13 protein-coding genes are annotated in these 19,203 nt (G+C 73.4%); 2 read left to right on the top strand and 11 right to left on the bottom strand.

Translation table 11 applies throughout. The features are described 5' to 3' along the window. The first annotated feature begins 77 nt into the window (after window positions 1-77). Window positions 78-905 (top strand): SAM-dependent methyltransferase, encoded by an 828-nt coding sequence (locus OG946_RS26680; protein ID WP_326798532.1) that lies wholly within the window; start codon window positions 78-80, stop codon window positions 903-905. Between the two features lie 23 nt (window positions 906-928). Here the strand turns inward: OG946_RS26680 and OG946_RS26675 are convergent, their stop codons facing one another. From OG946_RS26675 to OG946_RS26625, 11 genes are all read right to left on the bottom strand, one after another. Continuing rightward, window positions 929-3,088, bottom strand: a complete 2,160-nt coding sequence (locus OG946_RS26675) for a bifunctional serine/threonine-protein kinase/ABC transporter substrate-binding protein (RefSeq protein WP_326798531.1) — start codon at window positions 3,086-3,088, stop codon at window positions 929-931. Window positions 3,089-3,101: 13 nt separating this feature from the next. Then, on the bottom strand, window positions 3,102-5,213 hold the full coding sequence (locus OG946_RS26670; protein ID WP_326798530.1) for a bifunctional serine/threonine-protein kinase/ABC transporter substrate-binding protein: 2,112 nt from the start codon (window positions 5,211-5,213) through the stop codon (window positions 3,102-3,104). Next, window positions 5,210-6,073, bottom strand: a complete 864-nt coding sequence (locus tag OG946_RS26665) for a hypothetical protein (protein ID WP_326798529.1) — start codon at window positions 6,071-6,073, stop codon at window positions 5,210-5,212. Before OG946_RS26665 ends, OG946_RS26670 begins: the two co-directional genes overlap by 4 nt. Before the next feature lie 182 nt (window positions 6,074-6,255). Beyond that, window positions 6,256-8,655 (bottom strand): LuxR C-terminal-related transcriptional regulator, encoded by a 2,400-nt coding sequence (locus OG946_RS26660; RefSeq protein WP_326798528.1) that lies wholly within the window; start codon window positions 8,653-8,655, stop codon window positions 6,256-6,258. A 140-nt stretch (window positions 8,656-8,795) separates the two neighbouring features. Next, a complete protein-coding gene (locus OG946_RS26655; protein WP_326798527.1) occupies window positions 8,796-9,797 on the bottom strand; it encodes a class I SAM-dependent methyltransferase in 1,002 nt (333 codons plus the stop codon). After that, a complete protein-coding gene (locus OG946_RS26650) occupies window positions 9,794-11,002 on the bottom strand; it encodes a DegT/DnrJ/EryC1/StrS family aminotransferase (RefSeq protein WP_326798526.1) in 1,209 nt (402 codons plus the stop codon). The genes OG946_RS26655 and OG946_RS26650 overlap by 4 nt, the downstream gene beginning before the upstream one ends. Before the next feature lie 34 nt (window positions 11,003-11,036). Further along, window positions 11,037-11,549, bottom strand: a complete 513-nt coding sequence (locus OG946_RS26645; RefSeq protein WP_047018081.1) for a cupin domain-containing protein — start codon at window positions 11,547-11,549, stop codon at window positions 11,037-11,039. A gap of 50 nt (window positions 11,550-11,599) precedes the next feature. Further along, window positions 11,600-12,697: a type III polyketide synthase gene (locus tag OG946_RS26640; protein ID WP_326798525.1), complete on the bottom strand. Its 1,098-nt coding sequence runs from the start codon at window positions 12,695-12,697 to the stop codon at window positions 11,600-11,602. A 400-nt stretch (window positions 12,698-13,097) separates the two neighbouring features. Then, entirely contained in the window at window positions 13,098-15,005 is a 1,908-nt protein-coding gene (gene dxs, locus OG946_RS26635) for a 1-deoxy-D-xylulose-5-phosphate synthase (protein ID WP_326798524.1), read from the bottom strand. A gap of 297 nt (window positions 15,006-15,302) precedes the next feature. Further along, the gene (locus OG946_RS26630; RefSeq protein WP_326798523.1) at window positions 15,303-16,349 is read right to left on the bottom strand and encodes a 3-oxoacyl-[acyl-carrier-protein] synthase III C-terminal domain-containing protein; all 1,047 of its coding nucleotides are present in this window, start codon (window positions 16,347-16,349) and stop codon (window positions 15,303-15,305) included. Between the two features lie 200 nt (window positions 16,350-16,549). Then, window positions 16,550-18,058: an FAD-dependent monooxygenase gene (locus tag OG946_RS26625; protein WP_326798522.1), complete on the bottom strand. Its 1,509-nt coding sequence runs from the start codon at window positions 18,056-18,058 to the stop codon at window positions 16,550-16,552. 465 nt (window positions 18,059-18,523) lie between these two features. On the opposite strand from OG946_RS26625, the gene OG946_RS26620 reads away from it, so the two are divergent. Continuing rightward, window positions 18,524-19,153: an LUD domain-containing protein gene (locus OG946_RS26620; RefSeq protein ID WP_326798521.1), complete on the top strand. Its 630-nt coding sequence runs from the start codon at window positions 18,524-18,526 to the stop codon at window positions 19,151-19,153. Window positions 19,154-19,203 lie beyond the last annotated feature (50 nt).

Below are 19,203 nucleotides of genomic sequence, written 5' to 3'. Positions count from 1 at the left end.
ACCGGCCGCCGCCCCGCGCGTCCCGTACGCCGCCCCCCACCGCCGAGCGCCGGCAACGACCGAAACGGACTGACCAGGTGACCGACGAGACCGCGGACCCCACCCGCGTCGACCGGACCCGGGCGCACCCCGCCCGCATCTACGACTACATCCTCGGCGGGCACGACAACTACGAGGTGGACCACACCGCCGCCCGGCAAGTGCTCTCCGTCTGGCCCCAGGCCCGTACCGCCGCCCGCGTCAACCGGGCGTTCATGCGCCGCGCGACCCACTGGCTGGCCGCCGAGGCGGGCATCGGCCAGTTCCTCGACATCGGCACGGGCATACCCACGGAACCCAACCTCCACCAGGTCGCGCAGGACGCCAACCCGGCCGCGCGGGTCGTCTACACCGACAACGACCCGCTGGTGCTGCGGTACGCCGAGGCCCTGATGACCAGCACGCCGCAGGGCCGCACCGCCTATCTGCACGCGGACGTCACCGCGCCGCACACGATCCTGGACGCGGCCGAGTTACGGAGCACGCTGGACCTCGACCGGCCGGTCGCGCTCTCCTGCAACGCGCTCTTCCACTTCATCCCGGACCGCGACGCACCCCACCAGATCATGGAGACGCTGCTCAAGCCGCTGGCCCCGGGCAGCTTCCTGGCCCTGTCGCACGCCACCCCCGACTTCAACCCCGAAGGCATGGCGCAGGTCCAGGAGATCTACCACGGGCAGGGCATCCCCCTGACCATACGCGCGAAGGACTCGATCACGCCCTTCCTGGCCGGTCTTGAGCTGGTCACTCCCGGCCTGGTCCCCCCGCACCGCTGGAAGCCCGACAGGAACCCGCTCGCCGGCACCGAGGCGGAGTTGCTCGACGCGGAGGTGTCCCAGTACGCGGCGGTGGCGCGGAAGGTGTAGCGGACCGGGGGGCGGCGGCCGCGTCAGGGGCGCCGCACCTCGTCGTACGGGCCGAGGAAGGCGAACGCGCCGCCGCGGGCCTGGAAGAGGAAGAGGGATCCCGGCAGCTCCAGTTGGTGCGTGTCGTCCCGCGCGAAGGTCAGTTCCTTGGCCACGCCGCGGTACGTCTCCCGGAACAGTTCCTGCGCGAGGGCCCCGCGGTCGACGGTGTCGTCCGTCGCGGTCCTCTTCAGCCGGGCGATCGCCGCCGCGACCAGGCCCACCGCGTCGTACGCCTCGGGCGCCCAGCGCGGCGGCGCCGCGTCGTACGCGGCGCGGTAGGCGGCGGCGAAGTCCCGCGCCGCGGCGGGGTCGGTGAACGGGGCGGCGCACAGCCAGCCTCCGGCCGCGACACCGGCCGCCTTGAGGAACGCCGGAGTCATCGTGCGCCAGGTGCCGCCGCGCGGACCGGCGAAGTCCGCGGCGGCCAGCGCGCGGGCGCACTGCGCGGCGCGCTCCGGGGACTCGCCGGCGTAGATCACCGCCTCGGCGCGCTGAGTGAGAGCGGCTTCGACGGCCGCGGTCATGCCGTCATCCGTGTCGTGCACGGTGACGATGCCGTCGTTGGGCGGGCTCTCGTTCAGGGCCAGGGCGAAGTCCGCGGCTTCGCGGCCCTCGTCGCGGACGACGGCGGTGCGGTGGACGGGGCGGCCGTCGCTCAGGTAGTGGAGGAACGCCGCGGCCAGCAGCTTCTCGGGTGCCCTGGTGACGGCCAGCGTCTCCGCGTCGGCCTGCGGCACGCCGGCGCCGTCGACGCCGACGAGCACGGCGCCGAGCCGGGCGGTGCGGTAAACGCCCGCGGCGGCCCGGGCGCCGGCGGCGGTGGTCGGTCCGAGGACGGCCCGTACGGCGGCGTCGTCCGCGAACCGCCGGGCGACGCGCGCGGCGCCCTCCCGGCTGCCGCCGTCGTCGGCGACCTCCAGGGCGAGGTGGAACCCCGCGTTCTCGCGGGCGTTGTGCCGGTCGACGGCCAGCCGCGCGGCGCGCTCGTGGGCGCGGCCCGGGTCCTTCCCGGGCCCGCTGAGGTCTGCGTGCAGCCCGAGGGTGTGCACCGGAGGGAGGCCCGCACCTGAAGTCCCGCCCCGGCTGAGCCCGTACGCGAGGAGCCCGCCCCCGGCAGCGACGACCCCCGCCGCCCCTCCGGCCACCAGGAACCGCCGCCGGGTGGGGGCCGCGGGCGGCGCAGATTCGGAGGCGAGGGTGTCACGGGCCCGAGGGGGAACATCAAGCGCCCGAGCAGCCCGCTCGGCAACCACCCGCACCACCGCACCCGGCAGCCAACTCCCGTGATCCGCAACGGTGTCCCCGGGGCCGCCCGCCGCCGGCCCCGGCTCCCCCGCCGGCTCCAGGGCCGCCGCCAGCTCCGCTGCCGTCGGGCGGTCCTCCGGGGGTTTGCTCAGGCACCGTTCCACCCAGTCCCGTAGCGTCCCCTCCGGTACTCCGGACAGGTCCGGGGGCTCGTGGACCGTGCGGAAGACGACCGCCGCCGGGTTGCCCGTGCCGAAGGGGCGGCGGGCCGAGGCGGCGTAGGCGAGGACGCAGCCGAGGGCGAACACGTCCGCCGGCGGGCCGACTTCGGCCGCGCCCGTGCGGGCCTGCTCCGGGGCGAGGTAGCCCGGGGAGCCGATCACCACGTCGCTCGCCGTCAGGGCCGTGGCCCCGGGCGCGCGGGCGATGCCGAAGTCGATGAGCCGCGGGCCGTCGAGCGTCAGCAGGACGTTGCCGGGCTTGACGTCCCGGTGGACGAGGCCGGTGCGGTGGACGTCCGCGAGCGTACGGGCCAGGTACGCGCCCAGCCGCAGCACCGCGGGCTCCGGCCACGGCCCGTGGCCGTCCACCGTCTCCGTCAGCGTAGGACCCGGCACGAACTCCGTGGCCAGCCACGGCTCCCGGGCCTCCGCGTCCGCCGCGACGACCGGGACCAGCCAGCGGCCCCGCAGCCGGCCCGCCGCCGTCACCTCGCGGCGGAAGCGGGTGCGGAAGTCCGGGTCCGCGGCGTGCTCGGCGCGGATCACCTTCAGCGCGACCAGCGCGCCGCCCGGCGTCCGGGCGAGGTAGACCACGCCCATGCCGCCGGCGCCGAGCCGCGCCAGCAGCCGGTGGCCGCCGATGGCCCCGGGGTCGCCGGAGGTCAGCGCGCGCACGGCACGGTCTCCCTCACTCGCCCGTGTCCGCGGGTCCCGCGTAGCCGAAGCGGCCGTCCGCGGCGCGGTAGTGGAACATCTCGACGCCCTGCAGATAGCCGTCCTGGAATGCGTACTCCCTGACCAGCCCGCGGTACGTGCCCTTGGCCAGCAGCTCGAACAGCTCCGCCCGCGCCGGCCGGCCGCCGCCCCCGGCGGCCTCGGTGAGGCGGTCGAGCACCATCCGCGTCACGTCGTACGCCTCGGCCGCCCACCGCCCCGGGGCCCGCCCGTACCGCTCGCGGAACGCCGCGGCGAACTCCGCGACCGGCTTCGCCCCCGGGTCGATGTACGGCGCGTACACCTGCCAGCCGTCCGCCGCCGCGCCCGCCCGTGCGGTGAACTCCGGCCCGGCGGCCGGGTAGCCGAGGATCCGTACGCCCGTGAAGCCCCGGTCGGCGAGCCCGCGCGCGAGGTCCGCGCCGCGCCGCGGACCGCCCGCGTAGTAGACGGCGTCCGGCCCCCGGTCCAGCACGTCCGCGAGCACCGCGACGGGCGAGGCCGCGCTGCGCGGCACCACCCGCGGGTGCACCTCGATCTCCACCAGCCCGATGGTCTTGTACGCGAGATGGCCTTCCTCCCACGCGAACTCGCCCGCCGCCCGGTCGATCACCATGCCCACCCGGCGCACCCCCGCGGCCCGGAGCATCAGCGCGGCGGGCAGGCTGGTGGTGCCGTAGGTCGGCACGGTCTGCAGCAGGGAACGGCGGGAGGCGGTGCCGTACGCGCCCTGCGCGGAGGAGACGGTGAGCTGCGGGACGCGCCGCTCGTCGTACGGGCCGAGGGCCGCGCCGGTGGTCTTGTCGCCGGTGGAGCCGACGACGGCCAGCACGTCGCGGTCGGCCGCGAGCCGCCGCGCGGCGCGCTCGGCCTCCGCGGGGTCGCCGCGGTCGTCGGCGACGGCGACCTCCACCTCGAAGGGCCGGCGCTCCCGGGCGTTGAACTGCTCGACGGCCAGCCGCACGCCGCGCTCCTGCGCCCGCCCCGCCGTCCGCTGCGGCCCGCTCAGGTCGGCCTGGACGCCGAGGGTCCACCGGCGCGCGGCGGGCCCCGGCCCTCCGTCGTCCCGCAGTCCCGCCCAGAGCGCCGCGCCCCCGCCCGCCGCGAGCAGCGCGGCGCCGCCGGCGCCGAGGGCGAGGAAGCGGCGGCGGCCGGTGGCGCGGCCAGGCTCGGGCGCCGCGGCCGCCGTGGCGTCGATGTCGGGCAGCGCCAGCATCGCGGCGGAGCGGTCGGCGATCAGCCGTACGACCTCGTCCGGCAGCCAGTCCGCGGTGCCCTCGGGCGCGTCCTCGACCAGGGCGTCGTCGAGTTCGGCGGCCGTCGGGCGGGCGGCGGGGTCCTTGGCGAGGCAGCGGAGCACCACGTCCCGTACGCCGTCGGGGACATCGGCCAGGTCGGGATCGTCGTGCACCGTGCGGTACAGCAGCGCGTCCACGGCGCCGGTGCCGAACGGCGGGCGTCCGCCGGCCGCGTACGCCAGCACGCAGCCCAGCGCGAACACGTCCGCCGCCGGGCCGACCTCCCGGCCCCGCGCCTGCTCGGGCGCGAGGAACCCGGGGGTGCCGACGACGGCGTCCGGCGAGGTGAGCGCGGTCTCCTCCGGGGAGCGGGCGATGCCGAAGTCGATGAGCCGCGGGCCGTCCACGGCGAGCAGCACGTTGCCGGGCTTGACGTCCCGGTGGACGAGCCCGGCCGCGTGCACGGCCGCGAGCGCTCGGGCGAGGATCTTGCCGAGTATCCGCGTGCCGCGCTCCGGCAGCGGGCCGCAGCGGGCGACGGCCTCGGCGAGCGCGGGGCCCGGCACGAACGCCGTGGCCAGCCAGGGGGCTTCGGCGTCCGGGTCGGCACCGGTGACGGGCACCACCCACGGGCTGCGCACCCGCCGGGCGGCGGCGGCCTCGCGGCGGAACCGGGCGCGGAAGTCCGCCTCCGCGGCGTACTCCGGGCGGATCACCTTGACGGCCGCCAGCTCGCCGGTGTCCGCGCGGCCGAGGTAGACGACGCCCATGCCGCCGGCGCCGAGCCGGGCGAGGAGGCGGTGGCCGCCGATCCGTACCGGATCCGAGGGCGTGAGCTGCTCCGTCACCGGCCGTTCCCCTCCGCACCGTTGCCCTGCGCGCCCTCGGCGCCCGGGGTGTCCTCCCCGCTCTCGCCGCCGGTCCCGTCGCGCCCGAGCGCGTCCGCCACCCGCCGGAGCATCCGGACCCCCGCCTCCCGGCCGATGTCCTGGGCCTCCGTCATGTCGTACCCGCGCCCGGCCCTGACCGAGACCGAGACGGTGACCTGGCCGAGCCGCATCTGCATCCAGGCGTACGGGGCGGGCGCCGCCCCCGCGCCGCGGTAGTCGCCGCTCTCGCGCAGCACGTCGTCGGCGTAGCGGTTCGCGGAGTCGCCGTAGTAGGAGGCGGAGGAGATCAGGTCCGTGAGCCGTTCGTCCGCGCCGAGTTGCTGCTCGGGGCAGCGGAGCATCTCCTCCAGCATCCCGGCGTTCTCCCAGTCGGCTTCCTCGGCGGTGCGGTGCACGGTGACCACGGCGACCAGCCGGGCGGCGCCCTTCCCCGCCGCGGGCGGGACCTCGAAGTGCCGCGAGAGCGTGGCCAGTACGTCGTCGGGGAGCGGCTCCTGGCGCCAGACGCAGTCGTCGCCGAGGACCGACCAGCGGCCGGGGTCGCTCTCGTACGGCGTGGCCTCGACCGCCTCGGGGCCGAAGAGCGCGGGTTCCGCGATGACCTCGTCGATCAGGGTGCGGGCGGCGGCTTCGTCCCGCGGCGCCTTCGCCGGGTCGGCGTCGAGCGCGGAGGTCGGCGCCGGGCCCGGGGCGCTCCGCGTACCGGAAGCGTGCGACGGCCCGGCGGATGGCTTCCCGTCGTCGCCCGTGCAGCCCGCGAGCGCGAGCACGGCGGCGAGCAGCACGGATCCGGCGCACCCCGCGGGCCGTCGTCGCACGAGTCTCCCCCACCCCTGAACGTGACGCAGCTCTCCCTGTCCCCCGGTAACGGATCGTACGGCGTCGCTCGACACGGTGTCAGCACGGGCGTGTACGGATCACGTAACACCGCGTGAACGCCCGGGGCCGGGGCGGGGGCGGGCGGAAGGCGGGGTGCGGTACCCGCCTTCCGCCGCCGGCCTCAGCCGGTCGCCAGCCTGCGGGTCACCTGCACCCGGGACTGGCAGCCGAGCTTGCGCATCACCTTGCGCAGATGGTTCACGACCGTCCACTCGGCGATGCCGAGCCGGCGGGCGATGACCCGGTTCGTCAGCCCCTCGGCCACCAGCAGCGCGACCTCCAGCTCCCGCTTGGTGAGGATGTCGGCCACGTCGGGGGGCACGTCGTCCCCGGCCACCGGGTGCGCGTCCGCGGCGGGCATCAGACGCAGCGCCGCTTCCCAGGTCAGCTCGGCGCCGGAGCGCCACGCCCACATGTAGTCGTCGGCGGTCAGCTCCTGGCTGGCGGTGGCGAGGATCGCCGTGGTCAGGTCGGTCAGCGGCCGTGGGCGGGGGTAGCCGAGCCGCCGGCGCAGCAGGTTGGCCAGGCCCAGCGTCGCCGTGAGCAGCCGCCAGTCGGTGATCCGGCGCCACTTGTACAGCGTGATCGCCAGCATCTCCAGGCACTCGGGCTGCTCCGCCGCGTCCGCGAGGCCGCCGAGCTGCTCGGCGGCGTCCGCGAACAGCGCCCGCGCCTCCGCCGAGTCCTGCTCCAGCAGCCGGACGGAGGCGAGGACGTAGCGGGCGGTGACCGCGCCGCCGAAGTCCTCGCGGCCCAGCTCCGCCGCCAGGGCGGTACGGGCCAGCTCGTCGGCGCGGGCCAGGTTGCCCGCGTCCCGCGCCACCACGGCGAGCCGCCGGCTGAGGTACCGGCCGACGCTGATCGCGGTGTCCCCGGTGACCCCCGCGCGGGCGGGAGAGGCCAGGACGGCCAGCCCCTCCTCGAACCGGCGGCGGGCGCGGTCCAGGTCCCCGGCGGCGTACGCCTCGTCGCCGAGCAGCCCGAGGCAGCGCACCAGGCCGACGTCGCAGTGCACGGCGCGGTACGCGTCACGGGCCTGGACGAGATAGCCGCGGGCCGCGCCGGAGCCGAGCCGCATCGCCAGCCCGCCGGCGGCCTCCAGCGTCCTGGCGTGCAGCCGGGCGTCCTCGACGCCGGCCCGCAGCACCTCCTCGGTCAGCCGCAGGCACTGCCGGGTCTGGGCGGCGCCGGTGGACTGGTCGCGCAGCGCGCCGGCGATGAGGGCCATGAACCGGCCGTCGCGGGCCTCCCGCCAGTAGCCGAACGCCGCGAGCAGGTCCGCCCGGGTCTCCGGTCCTGGCGCGGGGCGCGGTCCTGCGGACGGGGCGCCCGGCTCGGGTGGCGTGGGGTGGGGCGTGGCGAGCGCCAGGAAGTACTCGCCGTGCGCCTTGCGCAGCGTCTCGTGGACGGGCAGCAGGGCCAGCGACCGGGCCGCGGCGTGCCGTACGGAGCTGGGGATGCTCAGGCTCAGCTCGCCGTCGGGCCGCTCGTCGGGGATGAGCACGCTGGCGTCGATGAGCCGTTCCAGGGTCCGGTAGCCGGCGGCGTCGAAGCCGGTGAGCACACCGGCCGCGGCGCGGGTGGTGAACGGGCCCTCGAAGATCGCCAGTTGGTTGAGGAGCAGCCGCTCGTCGGCGGGCAGCCGGGCGAACACCCAGGAGACCATGCCGGAGATGCTGGAGTGCCGCGAGTACGGGTGCTGGTCGATGCGCCGCAGGTCGCCGGTGCCGCGCTCGAAGCGCTCCAGGATCAGGTCGGGTTCGGCGAGCTTGACCTGCTCGGCGGCCAGCTCGATGGCGAACGGCAGCCCGCCGACGAGCCGGCAGAGGGCCAGTACGTAGCGGAAGTTCTCCGCGGTCAGCTTGAACTCGGGCCGTACCGCCCGCGCGTACTGTACGAACAGCTCCACGGCCGGAATCCGCGAGACCGCCGGCAGGTCGGCCTCGACGCCGTGCCCGGTCGGCAGCGGCCGCAGCCGTACGACCCGCTCGCCGTACAGCCCGAGGCGGGTGGTGCCGACCGTGACCACCCGTACCTGCGGGCAGCTCCGCCGGAACTCCGTGAGCAGTGGCGCCAGTTCATCGGCGACGTCCTCGTAGTGGTCGAACAGCACGGTGTACGGGCCGGGGCCGAGGCCCTCCAGGGCCGACTGGACGGCGGCGGGGCCCTCGTGGAGCTGCTCCTTGAGCCGGCGCAGCATCAGCGCGCCCATGGCGGGGTCCGTGATCCGGCCGAAGTCGAACACCTCGACGGTGCCGCCGGGTCCGGGCCCGAAGCGGCGGAGGTACTCCATGACGAGCCGGCTCTTGCCCACCCCTGCCGGTCCGGTGACGGTCACCAGACCGGCGTCGGGCGCGGACAGCACGGTGGCGAGCCGGTCGAGGTCGCGGGTGCGGCCGACCAGCGGCGTGGGTGTGTCGCCCAGGTATCCGGCGGGGCTGGTCGCCCGGCCGGTTAACAGGTCCTCGGGACCCCACGCGTCCTCGTGCTCCTTGGCCGCGACTACGGCGCCGGCGTTCACGGCGCCGCGTCCCGGGAGGTGCCGGAAGCGACCGCCGACCGCGTACCCGTCGAGACGACCGCCCTCTTGCCATCAGGGCTCACTGCATTCCCTCCGCCGAAAGCTGTCCCGCTCCCCCGTGCCACGGTCGGCTCGCCCCTCTACCTGGCGAAGATCAATGTGGCGGGTGAGGGCGTGGGCTGGAACGTGATCTCCTCGAACTCCGACTTGACCAGCCACTCGTGGTAGTCGGCCCGCCGCCAGGTGCTGCCGTGCCTGCTCTTCAGCAGCATCTCCGAGGCGAACTGCAGGGCGTACTTCGAGCCGCCGCCCCGGTCGTCGTCCACGACGTAGTCGGAGACGACCAGCGTGCCGCCGGGCTTCAGGGCGGCCCTGATCTTCGCGAAGAGGGCCATGTTGTCCTGCGGCCCCTCCTGGCGGGCGATGTTGGAATACACCACGTAGTCGTACGCGGACGTGCCGAACTCCGTGGTGTGGAAGTCGCCGTCGATGTAGTCGACGCGCTCGCCCACCCCGCGCCCGGCGAGCAGCCGGCGCGCGATGGCGTTGATCGGCGCCCAGTCGAGCTGCGTGGCGCGGGCGGCCGGGTTGAGCTCCAGCCAGGTGCCGGAGATGATGCCCGAGCCGCCGCCGATGTCGAGGATCGAGACCTCCCCCGCGTCGGCGATCCCGAGGGCCTCGGCGGCGATCTCCGTCGCCGGCACCGACGACGCGGCCAGCGCCGTGACCAGCGCTTCCCAGTGCGGGTTGTCGGCGACCTCGACCACCGAGGTGGACAGCGGGCCGCCGGCGCGCACCACCTCGGGCAGGTCCGTGAGGGAGCCCATGTGGCCCATCTTGAACTGGGCGAAGCTGGTCAGGCTGGTAGGCAGGTGGTCCACCAGGTAGGTGGCCGCCTCCTCGGTGTTGTGGTACTCGCCGCCGCGCCGCTCGACGAGGTCCAGGCTGACCAGTCCGTCGAGCAGGGCCTGGGTGCCGCGGACGGACAGCTCGGCGCGGGCGGCCAGGGCGTCGACCGTACGGGCACCGTCCTCAATGTGCGTGAACAGCGCGTACTTCGCCGCGGTCCCCACGATGCCGGTGGCCCAGTAGCCCGTGATGAGCCGCAGCACCCGATCGGAGTTGGGACGGCCGTCGGTCATGCCGCTCCTCCCTTGTTGTCCTGCTCTACTGGAGACGTGGTAGGGGGCACGGCGGAACCCTCGTAGTGCCGCGACGAGCTGGTGTTGTTGCGCAGCGCCGGGCGGAGCGCCTCGACGACCCGCTCGGCCTGCTGGACGGAGAGTTCGGCGTGCATCGGGATGGCGAGCTGGCGCTGCGCGAGGTCCGCAGAGACGGGGCAGGTCTGGTCGGTCTCGTACGCGGGCTGCAGGTGGCTGGCCCAGGTGCCGTGGCCGCAGCCGATGCCCTGGGCGCGCAGGTCGGCGGCGACGCCGGCCCGGTCGACGCCCGGGTCGAGCGTCAGCAGGTACGACTGCCAGGCGTGGGTGCGGTCCGCGGGCACGTACGGGACGGTGACCAGCTCCTCGTCCTTGAGGAGTTCGGCGTAGCGGGCCGCCACCTGGTTGCGGCGGTCGAGCAGTTCCTCGATCCGGCCGAGCTGCACCTGGAGGATCGCGGCGGAGATGTCGGACAGTTTGTAGTTGTAACCGATGTCGGTGAAGATCGGGATCGGCAGGCCGATGACCCGGGCCTTGTCGAAGATGCTCCCGATGCCGAACGACGAGCGCAATCGCACGTCCGCGCCAATCGCGGGGTCCTCGGCGAGCAGCGCGCCGCCCTCGCCGCAGGTGATCCCCTTGCGGCCGTGGAAGGACAGGCAGGCCACCGGTGCCAGCGAGCCGGCCGGGCGGCCCTGGTACGTGGCGCCGATGGCGCAGGCCGCGTCCTCGATGAGGAACAGCTTGTGGCGGTCGGCGAGTTGCCGCAGCTCCGCGTAGTCGGCGGGCAGTCCGACCGTGTCCACGGCGATGATGCCGACGGTGCGCGGGCCGATGAGGTCGGCGACCGCCTGCGGGTCGACGGTGCCGGTGTCGGCCCGTACGTCCGCGAACACGGGGGTGGCGCCGACGTAGTGCGCCGCGTGGGCGGGCGCCGGGAAGGTGTAGTCGGCGACGATCACCTCGGCGCCGGGCTCCACCTTCAGCGCGAGCAGGGCGAGGTGCAGCGCGGCGGCGCAACTGCTCAGCGTGACGGCGTCGGCGACGCTGTAGCGGCGGGCCAGCTCGGCTTCGAGGGCCTTGCCCCGCGGGCCCTGGCCGGCCGTCCAGTCGGAGTCGAACACCTCCTCGACGGCGGCCAGCTCCTGCATGCCCAGACTCGCGTGAACCAATGGAATGCTGTCCATCGTTCCCTCTCGGGTGGTGCTGGTGGGAGACCGGTTACCCGTAGCGAAGCGGCGTGATCTGTTTGACGTCGTAGCGGTCCCGCAGAAGCTGCACGGCGCCGGGGTCCACGGTCTTGCCGCTGGAGAAGATCTCGCAGATCTCCTCGAAGTAGCGCTCGTGGTCGGGCGGCGGCGAGCTCTGGAAGAGCATGCGCGTCGGGGTGCTCGTGGGGTTGCGGAAGGCGTGCGGGGTGCCGCTGTCCACGAACATGCAGCTTCCGGGCCCGGCCCGCAGCGGCTTGCCGCCCTCGGGGGACTCCCAGTTGTGCCAGGTGTCCTCGGTGCGTGCCACGGGCTCGAAGGCGAACAGCTCCAGCTCGCCCTCAAGGACGTAGAAGAACTCCTTGGCGTCCTCGTGCACGTGTGCGCCGACGTCGAAGCCGGGCGGGACGACGACCTCGAAGGTCGAGGCGAAGCCGTTGTCCGCGCCGGTGACCTTGAAGGTCACCTCCTGCGCCTTCGTGATGAGCTTCCGTCCCTGACCGGGCGGGACGACCAGGCTGGTCATGCGATCTTCCCTTCGTGGTGGCTGACGGGGCGCGCGGCGGGGGCGCCGGCTCAGCCGACGGCGGCGGCGACGGGCGTACCGGCCGCCCGCTGCTGCGGGCCCTCGCCGACCCAACTGCCCACCGACATCTCGGCGGTGATGCCGGGGCCGAATCCCGCGATCATGCCGCTGGCGCCGGGCACGACGGAGTTCTCCTCGAAGAGGCGGCGCAGCGCCTCCAGCACGACGGCGCTGGCGATGTTCCCGTAGTCGGTGAGGGTCGACCAACTGTGCCGGAACATGTGCCGGTCGGTGTTGAGGAACTTGCTCAGGTCGTCCAGGATCCGCGGCCCGCCGGCGTGGATGATGTAGAAGTCCAGGTTCTCGACGTCCCAGCCGTGCTTCGTGGCCAGTTGGCGCAGCACCGGGGCCAGCGGCTCCATGGTGCCGGGCACCCGGCGGTCGAGCTGGAAGTGGAAGCCGGTGGAGCGGACCGCGTAGGAGATCCACTCCTCGGTGTCCGGGATGAGGTACGAGGCGTTGCGCTCCAGCGTCACGCCGGTGCCCCCGCGGCCGCGGACGACGGCGGCGGCGACGGCGTCGCCGAACAGGCCGTCGGAGAGCAGCGAGCCGATCCCGTCGTCCTCCGGCTGGTAGCACAGCGAGCACAGCTCGGCGGAGACGATGAGGACGTTGCTGCCGGGGTACGCGCGGCAGAAGTCGTGGGCGCGGTTGATGGCGGCGCCGCCCGCGGCACAGCCGAGCTGCGCGATGGGGATCTGCCGGGTGTCGGAGCGGAAGCCCATGGTGTTGATCAGCCACGCGGTCAGCGACGGCATGAGGAAGCCGGTGCAGGACACGTAGATGATCGCGTCGATGTCCCGGGGGGTCACGTCCGCGTTCGCCAGGGCCTCTTCGATGACCGGCGGGGTCATCCTCTTCGACTCGACCTCGTAGACCCGGTTGCGCTCCTCGAGACCGGGGTGGTCGAGGGTCTTCTCGATCGGCTGGACGATGTGCCTTTTACGCACGCCGGTCTTCTGGATGAGCCGGAGCGCCAGCGGAAGCTGTGGCTTTCCCGCGTGCACCTTCTTGGCGAATTCCAGGGTCTCTTCCATGGTGATGACGTATTCCGGCACGCTCACCGCTGGTTTGCAAAGAGTCGACATGCCTGGCATCCACCTTCTGAGGTAGAGGTTTCCCCGAAGTTTCCCGTCGCACCCGTTCGGGGTTACAGCAAATTCGGCCGCGCCGCCGCCGCTTTAGCAACGGTGCACAAGCGCTGTATATGTTTGCTCATTTCGCTTGCGATCGGCTTGGTGTCGACTTGGCAACGCGAGAGGAATGCCCGCCGATCATGCGGGGGTGCAGGTCACGCCCGCACGACGCCCTCCGAGGGGCGTGCAGCAGACCGCGCCGCCCGGACTCGGGGCGGGCGAGGACGCCGGCGGCCGGCCGGAGGCCGGCGCCGCCGAGTCTCCCCGTACAGGGCGCGGTTGCGCAAGTTGCGTACGGCACGGGAGGGCCGGTGCGCCCCTGAGGGGGCCCGGCCCTCGCCGTCCGCGGTGGTCAGCGCGAGCCGACGACCTCGCTGCGGCTGCCGGAGACCGCCTCGGTGACGGAGCGTGCGATGTGCTGGCCGGTGAGCCCGGCCTGTTCGAGGATGCCGCCGCGGCTGTTGTGGTCCAGGAACTCCTGCGGCAGGCCGAAGGACGTCACCGGGGTGGCGACGCCCGCGTCGCGCAGGTCGCGGCAGACGGCGTCGCCGAAGCCGCCGGAGATGCCGTTGTCCTCGACGGTGACCACGAGGCGTACGTCGCGGGCCGCGGCGGCCAGTGCCGGGTCGACCGGCTTGACCCACCGCGGGTCGACGGCGAGCGCGCCGATGCCCTGGTCCGCGAGCCGGGCCGCGGCGTCCGCGCACACCCCGGCCATCACGCCGGCGCCGACGAGCAGCACGTCGGTGGCGGTGCCCTCCTCGGGGCGGGCCACGACGTCCATGCCGCCGAGCTTGCCGAGACCCGGGACCTCCTCGCCGGCCGGCGCCTTCGGCCAGCGCAGCAGCGTCGGTCCGGTGGAGTCGTCCAGCGCCTCGGTCAGCAGCTCCGAGAGCCGCTTGGCGTCCCGCGGGGCGGCGACGCGCATGCCCGGGATCATCTGGCTGATCGAGCCGTCCCACATGCCGTTGTGGCTCGCGCCGTCCGGGCCCGTGACACCCGCGCGGTCCAGCACGAAGGTGACCGGCAGCTTGTGCAGGGCCACGTCCATGAGCATCTGGTCGAACGCCCGGTTGAGGAACGTCGAGTAGAGCGCCACCACCGGGTGCAGCCCGCCCATCGCGAGCCCCGCCGCCATGGTGACGGCGTGCTGCTCGGCGATGCCGACGTCGAAGACCCGGTCCGGATGTGCCTTGGCGAACGGCGCGAGCCCGGTGGGGTGCAGCATCGCGGCGGTGATCGCCACCACGTCCTCGCGCTTGCCGCCGATCTTGAGGATCTCGTCGGCGAACACGTGCGACCAGGTACGCGCGGCCTTCTTCACCGGCGCGCCGGTCAGCGGGTCGGTGTTGGCACCGACCTGGTGCAGGTGGTCCTCGTCGTTGTTCTCGGCGGGCGCGTAGCCGTGGCCCTTGCGGGTCAGCACGTGCACGATCACCGGGCCGCCGAAGTCCTTGGCGTGGGCCAGCGCGAGTTCGAGCCCCGCCTGGTCGTGGCCGTCGATGGGGCCGACGTACTTCAGGCCCAGATCCTCGAACATCACCTGCGGCTGCAGGACGTCCTTGAGACCCTTCTTGATCCCGTGCAGCGTCTCGTAGAGGGGCGCGCCGACCAACGGGGTCTTCGGCAGCGTCGACTTGATGGAGGCGAGCACGTTCTCGTACTTCTGCGACGTCCGCACCTGCGCGAGGTGGGTGGCGATGGCGCCGTGCGTCGGCGAGTACGAACGCCCGTTGTCGTTGACGATGATCACGACCCGGTTGGACTTGGCCGCGGCGATGTTGTTCAGCGCCTCCCAGGCCATCCCGCCGGTCAGGGCCCCGTCACCGATGACCGCGGCCACCGTCCTGTCGTCCTCGCCGCGCAGCTTGAACGCCTTGCCGAGACCGTCGGCGTACGACAGGGAGGTCGAGGCGTGCGAGTTCTCCACGTGGTCGTGGGGTGACTCGGCCTGGCACGGGTATCCGGACATGCCGCCGGGCTGCCGCAGGGTGGCGAACTCCTCCTGCCGGCCGGTCAGCAGCTTGTGCACGTACGACTGGTGGCCGGTGTCGAAGATGAGCGGATCGCGGGGGGAGTCGAACACGCGGTGCATGGCGATGGTGAGTTCCACCACGCCGAGGTTCGGACCCAGGTGCCCGCTGTTCGCCGACACCGTGGAGATCAATCGGTCCCTGATCTCCGCGGCAAGACCGGTGAGCTCATTCGGCCCAAGGTCCTTGAGATCCTTCGGACCACGGAGCGAATCTAGAAGTGTCATGGAACAACACTCGGGGCCAGGACTGAATTCAGCAAGGAGTCCCGCGAGGCAACATGTTGCCGGTGGCCCCGGCATGGCAGACTCTTGTCATTTTTGCGGGCGTATGATCGATCGGTCCCGGCCTGTGCGGGACGCCAAGCCGTCGCCAACTCGCGGCACAGTCCTGCCCAAGGACCGTGCCCATACTCAAAACCGTGGAGCGGTGCGGCGAGGCATTAATTCAAGTAACGCGGGAGCGCTCGTCCGCCGCTCCACTATCCACTTTCCGGTACGTGTCGGCGCCACCGTCAGCCGGGGCTACTGGACTTCGAGTACGGCGACGCTGAACTGGAAGCCCACGCCCTCGCCGATGAGGAGAATCACGTCGCCGCGGTTACAGCGGCCGCTCTCCGCGAGATATTCGAGGGCGCTGAACTGGTCGCCCGGGCCGATGTGGCTCGTCGTCGCGAAGTAGTCCCACGTGGTGCGGGAAACGGGAATCTTCAGCATGTCGAGATACCGCTGCAGGAAGGTCCTCCCGACCGCCGGCAGAACCACGCAGGCCACGTCGTCCAGGCTGACGCCGGCCAGCGCCAGGGAACTGTCGATCGTGGCCCTCAGACCCGCTTCGAGGCGCCCGTGCACCTCGGCGGTGTCCCTGCCGGTCCGCTGGAAGAACGCACCGGCGCGCGCGCTCACGTCGACGGGGGTGCGGTCCGAGGGGACTTCGACGTGCAGCCCGCTCAGCGTCGGATCGGTGAGGGTCGCCCCGGACAGCAGCCGGGCGTAGCCGCCGGCCCGGCCGAGCACGACGGCGGACGCGCCGTCGGCGAAGACGAAGTTCGGATTGCAGTCGAAGCGGTCGATGTGGGGCATCCGCCAGAGTTCGGCGGCGACGACGAGGGCGGCGGGGTCCTCGGTGAGCAGCAGGCGGTGCCCGGCCATGACGAGGGCGTCGACACCGGCGGCGCAGGACGCGTTGGATATCTGGGTGGTGAAGGCGCTCGGCGCGCGGACCGCTTCCGCGATCGCCGCGGGCAGGTTGTAAAGGCGCGGGTGCGTGAAGGGGAAGACGCTGACGAACAGCAGGCTGCGGATGTCGGCGGCCGGCACGTCCGACCTGGCGGTCGCCGAAAGGGCGGCGGCGGACGCCAGGTCGAGGATGGAGCTGGATTCGTCCGCGATGGTGACGCCGGTGTATTCGGCGATGTCGGCGCTCTCCCGGGTGTACAGCCCGTCGCGAATGGCGTCTTCGATGGGCATGGCGGGCGGCAGTTCGGTCGCCGCGGCGGCGATGTAGAGCGCGCCGCCCTTCGTGAAGTCGGTGGCGCTGGGGGTCAGAGCCGGAAAGGGGGGCTGGGCCATGAGGAGCCTCCGTGAGGGCACTTGGGCGGGGTGCGTGGACGGTCGTGGCGGCACCTGTCGGGCACGCGTGCGCCGGGCGGGAGGACGCCCCGGGGCGGCCCCCCGTAATCCGACAGGACAGCGCTCCGGAATGTGAGGCCGGCGGCCGGCCGCGCGACTGAGCGCACGGCCGGCGGCCCGCGGCGGTTCCGGCCGTGCGCTCAGTCGGCGGCGAGGAGCGCGTGCGCGGCCGGGGTCAGGGACCCCACCCGGGGCGCGGCGGCCTCCTCGTACTCCTGCCACCGCTGGATCTCGCGGCAGTCGGGGCGTACGAGCATCGCTCCCGCGGGCGGCAGCCCGAGGGCGTCGGCGGTGGCCAGGTCGAGGGTGTGCACCGCGAGCGGCACGGGCCCGGTGTCCACGGCGCCGGCCCCGGTCCAGCGCTTCCCCTCAGGACCGGTGAGCAGGGTGAGCCCGTCGCCGATCAGGTCGACGGTGGAGACCGGCTCGTCCCGCGTGCCTTCCGCGGGCCGCAGCCAGTGGTGCGCCAGCCGTCCGTTGAGGTCCCACGGCAGGGTCTCCGCGGCGGTGGCGGGCTCGGTGGGCGGGGCGGCGGAGAAGTCGACGTTGTGCCTGCCGACCGGGCGGCGCTCGGTCTCGTAGGTGTCGAGCAGGTCGTCCTGTGCCCAGCCCCGGAGCGTCCAGGCGAGCTTCCAGCCGAGGTCGAAGGCGTCCTGGATCGCGGTGTTCATGCCGGTGCCGCCGCGGGGCGTCATCCGGTGGGCGGCGTCGCCGATGACGAAGCCGCGGCGCTCCCGGTACCGCTCGGCGAGCATGGCGGCGAGCGCGAAGCTGCTGAACCGCTCGATCCGCGGCCGGAGCGTGTCGACGCCCGCCGCGCGCGCCAGCAGCGCGGCCAGCCCGGCGTCGTCGAGGTCGGCAAGACCCGGCTGACCAGGGGCGCGGCCGCGCGCGAAGCTCCACCGGTCCCCCTGGCCGCGGCGGCTGAGGAAGCCGGCCGCGTCCGGCCGGGTGATCATGTAGACGGCGGGCTTGCGGTCCGGGTCCCCGATGACGCCGTCGAGCTCCGCCCGGAACTGGACCGACTCGTAGCCGCCCAGGTGGTCCAGGCCCTCCATGGCGATGCCGAGTTGCTCGCGCACCGTGCTGTACGGGCCGTCGCCGCCGATCACGTAGCGCGCCTCGACCACGTGGCTGGTCTCGGTCGCCCGGTCCAGGAGCGTGGCCCGGATGCCGTCGTCGTCCTGGAAGAGGGCGGTGAGTTCGCAGCCGAGCCGCACCTGCGCGGCCGGCAGCGTGCGCAGGTGGGCCAGGAGCACGGGCTCCAGGTCGTCCTGCGGCGCCCACGCCGGCCGGGTGGGGCTGACCAGGGCCGCCTCGGGCCGGGTCGGGATGGCCATCGGCATCTCGGTGCCGGTGCCGGTGCCGGCGGCCAGGGTCTCGGTGACGTACTGGTACGCCTCGACATCGCTCGCCTTGGCGCGTACCGCCGCCTCCAGGCCCCAACGGCGCATCAGCTCCATGGTCCTGGTGCTGATGAGCATGGCCCGCGACAGCTCGGACGCCTCCGGGCGCTTCTCGACGAGCAGGACGTCGACGCCGTAGCCGGCGAGGGTGATACCGGCCACCATGCCGGCAGGACCGGCGCCCACCACGAGCACTTGCACCTGGTCAGGCAGCAATTGCCCCGATTCCCGTAATCCCGTCATGGCATCCGACGCTAAGCACCCGCCGTGGACACCGTCAAGGCGACCTTTACGGCCGCCAATCGACCGCCAAGCGGCTGCCAAGACATCGCCAAGCGGACGGCGGGGACGGTCGTACGGAATCGGAGAAGCCACCATGACCTGCACGTATCCACGGATACGCGGCCTCTGGCCGAAAGGCGGAGACCCGCGCCGGCCCGCAGCGGCGACCTCGTCCTCCTCGTCTCCGAGGGGCTCGGATTCCGGTGGACCGCCGCGCTCCTCCAGGCCCTGTGGTCACCCCGGCGGGGTACCCGCGTCACATTCCGGCGGGGTGTCTTGTCGTACAGAGGGAGACGACGAACACGTCATCCGGCGAGCAGGCGGCCCGGGAACCACCACGACCCGCTTCTCCGTCCCCCCGCGATCGCGCCCGGACGGCACCGCCTGCTCACTCAGATCCGCACACCCGACCAACCAGGAGAAACCATGACGACCCCGGCACCGTCGTTCACCGAGCCGGCGCCCGCGGAGCGCCTGGAGAAAGTGGCCTCCGCACTGAAGGGCAACGGCTTCGAGGCCGAGATCCTCGACGACGCCGCGGCCGCGCGTGCCCGCGTCAAAGAGCTGGTTCCCGAGGGCGCCACCGTGTTCACCGGGGCCAGCGAGACGCTGCGCCTGTCCGGCATCGACAAGGATCTCAACAGCGAGCGGTACGAGTCCGTCAGGACGCAGAGCCTGGCCATGGACCGTGCCGCCCAGCGAACTGACATCCGGCGGCTGCTCGGCCACCACGACGTCATCGTCGGCAGCGTCCACGCGGTCACCGAGACCGGCTCCCTCGTGATCGGCTCGGCCAGCGGAAGCCAGCTCACCGGCTACACCGGCGGCGCCGACCACGCCATCTGGGTCGTCGGGGCGCAGAAGGTGGTGCCCGATCTGGAGACCGGGATGCGCCGCCTCGAAACCCACTGCACCAAGCTGGAGGACGAGCGGGCCCAGAAGGCGTACGGCGTGGGCAGCGCCCTCAACCGCGTCCTCATCCTCCACGCCTTCAACCCGAACTACTACCCCGGGCGCGGCACCGTCCTGCTGCTCCGCGAGGCCATCGGGTTCTGACCCCGCCGGGAGCCGGGACGGCCGCGGGGCCGCGCGCCCGGCACCGCGCC

Source organism: Streptomyces sp. NBC_01808, from assembly GCF_035917395.1.
Taxonomy (GTDB): domain Bacteria; phylum Actinomycetota; class Actinomycetes; order Streptomycetales; family Streptomycetaceae; genus Streptomyces.
This window is presented reverse-complemented; position numbering and strand designations above follow the sequence as displayed.

Bases quoted from the DNA above. Each gene is read 5' to 3' on its own strand.
- OG946_RS26655 (WP_326798527.1), bottom strand. From the start codon at position 9,797: ATGACCGACGGCCGTCCCAACTCCGATCGGGTGCTGCGGCTCATCACG.
- OG946_RS26650 (WP_326798526.1), bottom strand. From the start codon at position 11,002: ATGGACAGCATTCCATTGGTTCACGCGAGTCTGGGCATGCAGGAGCTG.
- OG946_RS26645 (WP_047018081.1), bottom strand. From the start codon at position 11,549: ATGACCAGCCTGGTCGTCCCGCCCGGTCAGGGACGGAAGCTCATCACG.
- OG946_RS26640 (WP_326798525.1), bottom strand. From the start codon at position 12,697: ATGTCGACTCTTTGCAAACCAGCGGTGAGCGTGCCGGAATACGTCATC.
- dxs (WP_326798524.1), bottom strand. From the start codon at position 15,005: ATGACACTTCTAGATTCGCTCCGTGGTCCGAAGGATCTCAAGGACCTT.
- OG946_RS26630 (WP_326798523.1), bottom strand. From the start codon at position 16,349: ATGGCCCAGCCCCCCTTTCCGGCTCTGACCCCCAGCGCCACCGACTTC.
- OG946_RS26625 (WP_326798522.1), bottom strand. From the start codon at position 18,058: ATGACGGGATTACGGGAATCGGGGCAATTGCTGCCTGACCAGGTGCAA.
- OG946_RS26620 (WP_326798521.1), top strand. From the start codon at position 18,524: ATGACGACCCCGGCACCGTCGTTCACCGAGCCGGCGCCCGCGGAGCGC.